Raw genomic sequence first — 6,524 nt, 5'->3', positions numbered from 1 at the left:
CCCAGTGCCTCAACCAGCGCATCCCTGACGCGGCGACACTCCGAACGGAGGTCGCCGCGTGGGAAACTGACCGTAACGAGGCTACCGTCTCGATCGACTGGCAGTTCACTGCCGATGATGCCCGAACGAAGTTACTCCGGCTCTATCCAACTATCACGGAGAAAAAGCAGGACTAGGCTGTCCACACTTGCGAGCGCACTAGTTCTCGAGTTGGTCCTGAAGCTGGTTTTTGGCCTCGGTTCGTCGTTTCCGCGAGAACCGCGGCTGGTCGTCAGAGAAGTCGACCTCGAGTTCGTCTACGGTTCGCCGGTAAATGTACGTGCGACGACCTTCTTCCGAGAGTTGCCGACCCTCACAGGTCAACAGTCCAGCGTCGACGAGTTCTTCGATCCGACGATAACAGGTTGCGATCGGGATTTCGATGTCCTCGCTCAACGCCTGTGCCGACTTCGGTGTGCCGGCAGCACAGAGAATTTCAGCACTGTATTTGTTTCCCAGTGCCGAGAGGACGCCAGTCGAATTCGGTTTGGTTCGTTCCGGACGAGACATCGTTGGAGTGTTTCAAATTATTAGAAGTGAATCTTGTGGTCGCCCTCACTTTCTCGACAGATAATTAGTAAGGGGTGGAGCCTCGATACTGATCGTTGAAACGCTGTACTGACCGCCCGCACTCGAGCGGCCCGCACCCGGTGCTGGCTCTGGATTCACGCCGACGGTATACCTTTGGACTCTCAGGCTGAACGAAAGAGTATGAACGCCGCGGTCGTAACGGTCGGAGACGAACTGCTCGCCGGACGGACGACGGACACGAACGCTACCTGGCTCTGTGAACGCCTCGCCGGTCGTGGGGTGACGGTCGAACGAGTAACTACCGTCCCGGACCGCATCGGGGACATCGCTCGAGTCGTAAACGAGTATCGGGCGGAGTACGACGCCGTGATCGTGACGGGTGGGCTCGGGCCGACCCACGACGACGTCACGATGGAGGGTGTCGCCGCGGCTCTCGGTCGCCAGCTCGAAGAACACGAGGCTGCCCGTGCCTGGCTCGAGGAGCAGGGATACTCGTACTCGAATCTGACGGACGGAACGACGGCGCTGCCGGCGGGGTCGCGCGCGCTTCACAACGAGGTCGGCGTCGCCCCTGGCGCGGCCCTGGAAGGAGTGTACGTTCTTCCGGGCGTTCCCACCGAGATGCGGGCGATGTTCGAGACGATTGCGTCCGAGTTCACCGGCACACAGACCCACCGGGAGGTCGTCGTCGCCGACGAACCCGAAAGCGCGCTGCTGGATCGGATCGACCAGTTGCGCAACCGATTCGACGTCTCCGTCGGCAGTTATCCGGGCGAGTCGGTACGGATCGCGGTCGAGAGTCCCGACGAGACGACCGTGGCGGATGCTGCGACGTGGTTACGCGAGCGCGTCGAAACGGGCGACTCCGACTGCGATCGGTGAGTATTCGACTGCGTCGACCGCGCTCCGTTTTCCGGAGGAGTGAGATGGCGATTACCGATACAGGGCGATGAGCCAGGCGATCGTCACCAGAAGCGCCAGGGCCAGCGTTCCCCAGCCGGCCAGTTCCATCGGCAGTTCGGTCCCCGCCTCGAGAATCCCGTAGGTCAGTTCGGTCATACTCGTCGATCGATTCCGATCCCTCTTAACGCTTCATACTACCACAGCAAAAACCGAACCGGAGCCGAGACACCACACGCCTTTAGGACCGGCCGAGCGTACGACGACCATGGAATCAGTCGGTATCGTCGTCAACCCGATCGCTGGAATGGGCGGTCGGGTCGGGCTGAAGGGAACCGATGATACGCTCGAGGAGGCGAAACGGCGGGGTGCCGAGCCGCGAGCGCCCGACCGGGCCCGGAAAGCACTCCGGGCGCTCGCCCGCCGGAAACCGGAACTCACCGTCTACACGGCCGGCGGCGTCATGGGCGAGTACGCCGCTCGAGACGCGGGTTACGAGCCCGAAATCGTGTACGTTCCCGAGAGCGCGGCCGGTGGGGAGTCTCTCGATCAGACGTCGGCAGGTGAAGCCGGACGGGAATCCGGAGACGAGGACGGACAGCCGTCGCCGATCGATCCGGCGGAGGCAGGAACGACCGCGACCGATACCCGCGAGGCGGTTCGAGCGTTTCTCGAGCGTGACGTGGAGTTGATCCTCTTCGTCGGCGGCGACGGAACGGCCGTCGACGTCGCATCGGTTCTCGAAGCGCAAGACAGCGACGTTCCGATACTCGGTGTCCCCGCGGGGGTCAAGATCTACTCGTCGGTGTTCGGCGTGACTCCCGCCGACACCGGGCAGATTGCCGCCGAGTTCGACCGGGTCGAGTCCCGGGAGGTAAACGACATCGACGAGGAGGCCTATCGGGACGGAGAGGTCAGGACGCGACTCGAGGCCGTCGTGTCGGTCCCGGTTGCGCCGGACGTCCAGTCGAGCAAACAACTCTCCGGCGGGAGCGTGGACTCGCTCGCCGCCGGGTTCGCCCGCGAGGTCGAGTCCGACCGAACGTACGTCTTCGGCCCCGGCGGGACGGTCGGGGCGATCGAATCGGAACTCGGCATCGAGCCGTCACCGCTCGGCGTCGACGTCTGGCGCAACGATGAGGTACTCGCCCGCGACGCCTCGGAGCGCGAAATCCTCGACGTGCTCGAGGAACCGACCACGATCGTGGTCTCGCCGATCGGCGGACAGGGGTTCGTCTTCGGTCGGGGCAACCACCAGATCTCGCCAGCAGTGATCGACCGCGCGGACGAGATCGAGGTCGTCGCCTCCGAGGAGAAACTCGACGAGATCGATACGCTCCGCGTCGATACGGACGACGAGGCGATCGACGACGACCTCCGGGGCTGGATACAGGTCCGGACCGGGCGGTTTACGACGCGACTGGTGAAGGTTGTTTAAGGTCGACCGGAGTTCTCGGAGGAGAGACAACCATATAACCATCACCGGCGATGGTAATGCCAATATAGTCAATATTAAGGTCGAGTCCCGCTTACGGCTGTGCATGGAAACGCGGAAAGTGCAACGACTGGGGCCGTCGACTCTCGCGATGACCCTTCCGGCCGAGTGGGCGTCGGAACACGACGTCGAGAAGGGCGACGAGGTGTCGCTTCGAACGAGCGGAAAGGGGACGCTGACGGTGATGCCGGAATCGGCGAGTTCGGAGGAGACCGAGGCGATCATCCACGCCGACAATCTAGATGCCAGCGCCGTCGAACGGGCGATCGTCGCCCAGTACGTTCTCGGCCGGCGCGTTATTCGTATCGAACGCGAAAACGGGGCCCTCGAGTCGGCGCACATAAACGCCGTCTACCAGGCCGAAACCCAGCTGATGGGACTCGGCGTCATCGAGGAAACGCCGGAGAGCATCTCGATTCGCTGTTCCGTCGATCCGGAGGATTTCACGCTCGACAACCTCCTCGAACGCCTGGAGCGGACCGGCCAGACGATGCGGGGGGAAGGGATCAAGGCGCTCGCACACGGCAACACCGATCTCGCCCAGCGCGCGCTCAACCGCGAACGCCAGGCGAACAAGATTTTCGTCCTGTTGTTGCGCCTGATCTTTACGGCCTACCAGAACCCGAACCTCGCTCGAGCGGTGGGTCTCGATAGCGGCTTCCCGTTGATCGGCTACCGATCGATCGCGAAGAACCTCGAGTTGACCGCGGACAACGGCGAGGACATCGCCGAAATCGTCATCGAGACGAACGGGCACACGCTCGACGTCGAGGGCTCGGTCATGCGTGAAATCCGCGAACTGAACGAACTCGTCGACGAGATCACGTCCGTCGCCGTCGAGGCGGCCGTCGAACGCGATTACGACAAATCCAACGAGGTTCGAGTGCTGTTTCACGACATCGCGGATCGCGAACAGGAGATCCTCTCGGGGCTGCCGGAGATGCCCAACGAGGAACTGCTTCGAGTTCGAGAGGTGCTGGTCAGCCTCCAGCAGACCGCCCAGTACGCGATGCGAAACGCCGAGATCGCTGCAAACCTCGCGTTGAACGAGGAGTCCGAACACACGACGATCAACTGATCGAACAGTCCAGATTCCGTCCCCGAAACGCAGGACCGAGGATCGTTTATGCCGTCCGGAATGAGTGCTATTAAGAGACCCCGAGAACAACCGGCGAGTATGACTACGCAATCGGAATCGACGGACAAGGGCCTCGGACTGGCGCTCGCTTTCGGCGTGCTCGCGACGATCGGTGCACTCGTGATGGTAACCGGCGCACCGGATATCGAGGCGGCATGGGGTTTCGGGGCAGCAGTCCTGTTCAGTGCGCTTGCGGTCGTCGGGATCCACCTCTACTGACTCGATAGTGGCCGCTATCGCAGTCCGTGCGGCGAAGGACAGGCCGTCGCCTGAAAAACAGTTAAGACCGATTATCCCCTATACTCCTGTACGGACGATGACCGACTACTCCGACGAAGAGCAACGGATTCTCTCGTATCTCCGCGAGAACGCCGCCCGCGGTGAACGATACTTCCGAGCGAAAAACATCGCACAGGCGATCGGACTCTCGTCGAAGCAGGTAGGCGTACGTCTCCCCCACCTCGCCGAGAAATCGGACGAGGTCGACATCGAAAAGTGGGGACGTGCCCGCTCGACGACGTGGAAAGTCACTATTAGTTGATATTTTTGTCCAGAACCAGACGCGACTCCGAGCGCGGTCCACGCCCTTTTTACCCGCCAGTCCCCCAGCTAGTGTCATGACTGTACGGGTCGAGCGTTCGTTCGAACTGACAGCGTCCCCCGAGCGAGTCTGGGAATTTATCGCCGATCCGGAAAACCGTGCCCGCTCGATTAGCGTCGTCGACCGATACACGACTACGGGCCCGGAAGGCCGCGAGGTAACATGGCACGTCGAGTTACCGATCCCGCTCGTCCGGCGGACCGTCACCGTCGAAACGGAAGACGTCACCCGGAAACCGCCGGAGTACGTCGAGTTCGTTGGCCGATCGAAAGTGATGAACGTCACCGGCGAACACTCGATCGTCGAAACCGAAACCGGATCCCGCCTCGAGAATCGCTTCGTCGTCGACGGCAAACTCCCCGGTGTCGAACAGTTCTTCAAGCGCAACCTCGACGGAGAACTCGAGAACCTTCGGCGCGAACTCGAGCGCGATCTTCGAACGACGGAGGATCGCCGAGACGATGGCTGATCGATCCGACGGCTCGGGGCGAACGCTGACGCTCGCTCTCGCACAGATCCGTATCGAACCGGGTAACGTCGACCGCAACGTCGAACTGGCCCGTCGAGCGATCGCGGACGCGGCGTCCCGTGGGGCGGATCTGGTTGCCCTCCCGGAGCTTTTCAACGTCGGTTACTTCGCGTTCGACCGCTACGAGACCCACGCCGAATCCCTCGAGGGGGAGACGTTGACTCTCCTCTCCGACTCCGCCGCCGAACACGGCGTCGCCGTTCTCGCTGGAAGCATCGTCGAGGACCTCGCAGCGACGCAGACTGTCGAGACGCCGGCTGGGGAGGGACTGGCAAACACCGCCGTCCTCTTCGATGCGAACGGAAAGCGGACGCTCGTCTACCGCAAACACCACCTGTTCGGCTACGAATCGGCGGAGTCGGAACTCCTGGTTCCCGGGGAACGCCTCGAGACAGGAGTTATCGGCGATACGACGGTCGGCGTCTCGACCTGTTACGATCTTCGTTTTCCCGAACTCTACCGCCGACTGGTGGATGCGGGCACGGACCTCGTACTCGTTCCCAGCGCGTGGCCGTATCCGCGGATCGAACACTGGGAAACCCTCTCGCGAGCGCGAGCGATTGAAAACCAGTGTTACGTCGCGACCATCAACGGATCCGGCGAGTTCGAGGACGCCACCCTGCTCGGCCGGTCGACCGTCTACGATCCGTGGGGCATCGTCCGCGCCTCGAGCGGCGACGATCCGGCGCTCGTTCTGGCCGAGGTCGATCTCGAGGCCGTCGAATCCGTTCGTTCGGAGTTTCCGGCGTTGCGTGACCGACGACTTTCCTGAGACGGATTGTTGTACCTGTATACCGGAGACCGCGGGACTACGCCTAGTCTTCGGAACCGACTGCCAGTAAACCGTATGCGGTGACGATGGCGGACGATCGGGGGCCGATGGTAGGGTGTGCGCCCGACTCTCATCCCGTCGTCGCTGACGGCCACCGACCGCTGACTTTTTGTTCCGTCGGACCGTCGGACGTAATGCCGGTACAAGGCGCTTTTCACGTCGATGCCGGCATTACGCGTCTCCGGCCCGTCAGGGGCTCGTTACCCGGGAACGAGCCCCTCCACTCCCGCCTCTCGCCTCGTCCACCCTTTCGTATCACTCCTCTCGAGTGACGATGTCGGCGGACAGTCCCTGGGCCATCTCGATCTCTGTGGAGTTGTTCATCGTCCAGGCGGTTCGCTCGGTGACGGCTTCGATCGCCTCTCGAGCGCTCGGGTAGCCGTTGCCCGATTTCTTGACCCCGCCGAACGGTAACTGGACCTCCGCGCCGATACACGGCAGGTTCGCGTACGCCAGCCC

Annotated in this window: 9 protein-coding genes and 1 pseudogene; 7 read left to right on the top strand and 3 right to left on the bottom strand. The window is 62.5% G+C overall.

All coding sequences use genetic code 11. The features are described from left to right. Positions 1–198: 198 nt before the first annotated feature. On the bottom strand, positions 199–549 hold the full coding sequence (locus EA473_RS21635) for a winged helix-turn-helix domain-containing protein (protein WP_124197680.1): 351 nt from the start codon (positions 547–549) through the stop codon (positions 199–201). A 201-nt stretch (positions 550–750) separates the two neighbouring features. Here EA473_RS21635 and EA473_RS21630 point away from each other — a divergent pair, with 201 nt between their 5' ends. Beyond that, positions 751–1,452: a competence/damage-inducible protein A gene (locus tag EA473_RS21630; RefSeq protein WP_124197679.1), complete on the top strand. Its 702-nt coding sequence runs from the start codon at positions 751–753 to the stop codon at positions 1,450–1,452. A gap of 51 nt (positions 1,453–1,503) precedes the next feature. On the opposite strand, the gene EA473_RS23135 is transcribed toward EA473_RS21630, so the two are convergent. Beyond that, entirely contained in the window at positions 1,504–1,629 is a 126-nt protein-coding gene (locus EA473_RS23135) for a hypothetical protein (RefSeq protein WP_279387681.1), read from the bottom strand. A gap of 109 nt (positions 1,630–1,738) precedes the next feature. Between EA473_RS23135 and EA473_RS21625 the strand changes: the two genes are divergently transcribed. The 6 genes from EA473_RS21625 to EA473_RS21600 all read left to right on the top strand — a co-directional run bounded on the left by EA473_RS21625 (position 1,739) and on the right by EA473_RS21600 (position 6,005). Further along, entirely contained in the window at positions 1,739–2,908 is a 1,170-nt protein-coding gene (locus tag EA473_RS21625; RefSeq protein WP_124197678.1) for an ATP-NAD kinase family protein, read from the top strand. Positions 2,909–3,011: 103 nt separating this feature from the next. Further along, positions 3,012–4,043, top strand: a complete 1,032-nt coding sequence (locus EA473_RS21620) for a phosphate signaling complex PhoU family protein (protein WP_124197677.1) — start codon at positions 3,012–3,014, stop codon at positions 4,041–4,043. A 99-nt stretch (positions 4,044–4,142) separates the two neighbouring features. Beyond that, the gene (locus tag EA473_RS21615; protein WP_124197676.1) at positions 4,143–4,322 is read left to right on the top strand and encodes a DUF7525 family protein; all 180 of its coding nucleotides are present in this window, start codon (positions 4,143–4,145) and stop codon (positions 4,320–4,322) included. A 97-nt stretch (positions 4,323–4,419) separates the two neighbouring features. After that, positions 4,420–4,644, top strand: a complete 225-nt coding sequence (locus tag EA473_RS21610; RefSeq protein ID WP_124197675.1) for a DUF7123 family protein — start codon at positions 4,420–4,422, stop codon at positions 4,642–4,644. A 76-nt stretch (positions 4,645–4,720) separates the two neighbouring features. Continuing rightward, positions 4,721–5,173 (top strand): SRPBCC family protein, encoded by a 453-nt coding sequence (locus EA473_RS21605; protein WP_124197674.1) that lies wholly within the window; start codon positions 4,721–4,723, stop codon positions 5,171–5,173. Further along, complete coding sequence (locus tag EA473_RS21600; RefSeq protein ID WP_124197673.1) at positions 5,166–6,005, top strand: carbon-nitrogen family hydrolase; 840 nt, start codon at positions 5,166–5,168, stop codon at positions 6,003–6,005. Before EA473_RS21605 ends, EA473_RS21600 begins: the two co-directional genes overlap by 8 nt. A gap of 315 nt (positions 6,006–6,320) precedes the next feature. Here EA473_RS21600 and EA473_RS21595 read toward each other — a convergent pair. Continuing rightward, a pseudogene (locus tag EA473_RS21595) lies at positions 6,321–6,524 on the bottom strand (aldehyde dehydrogenase family protein); the annotation flags it as partial.

The organism is Natrarchaeobius chitinivorans (assembly GCF_003841505.1).
Classification (GTDB): Archaea; Halobacteriota; Halobacteria; order Halobacteriales; family Natrialbaceae; genus Natrarchaeobius; species Natrarchaeobius chitinivorans.
This window is presented reverse-complemented; position numbering and strand designations above follow the sequence as displayed.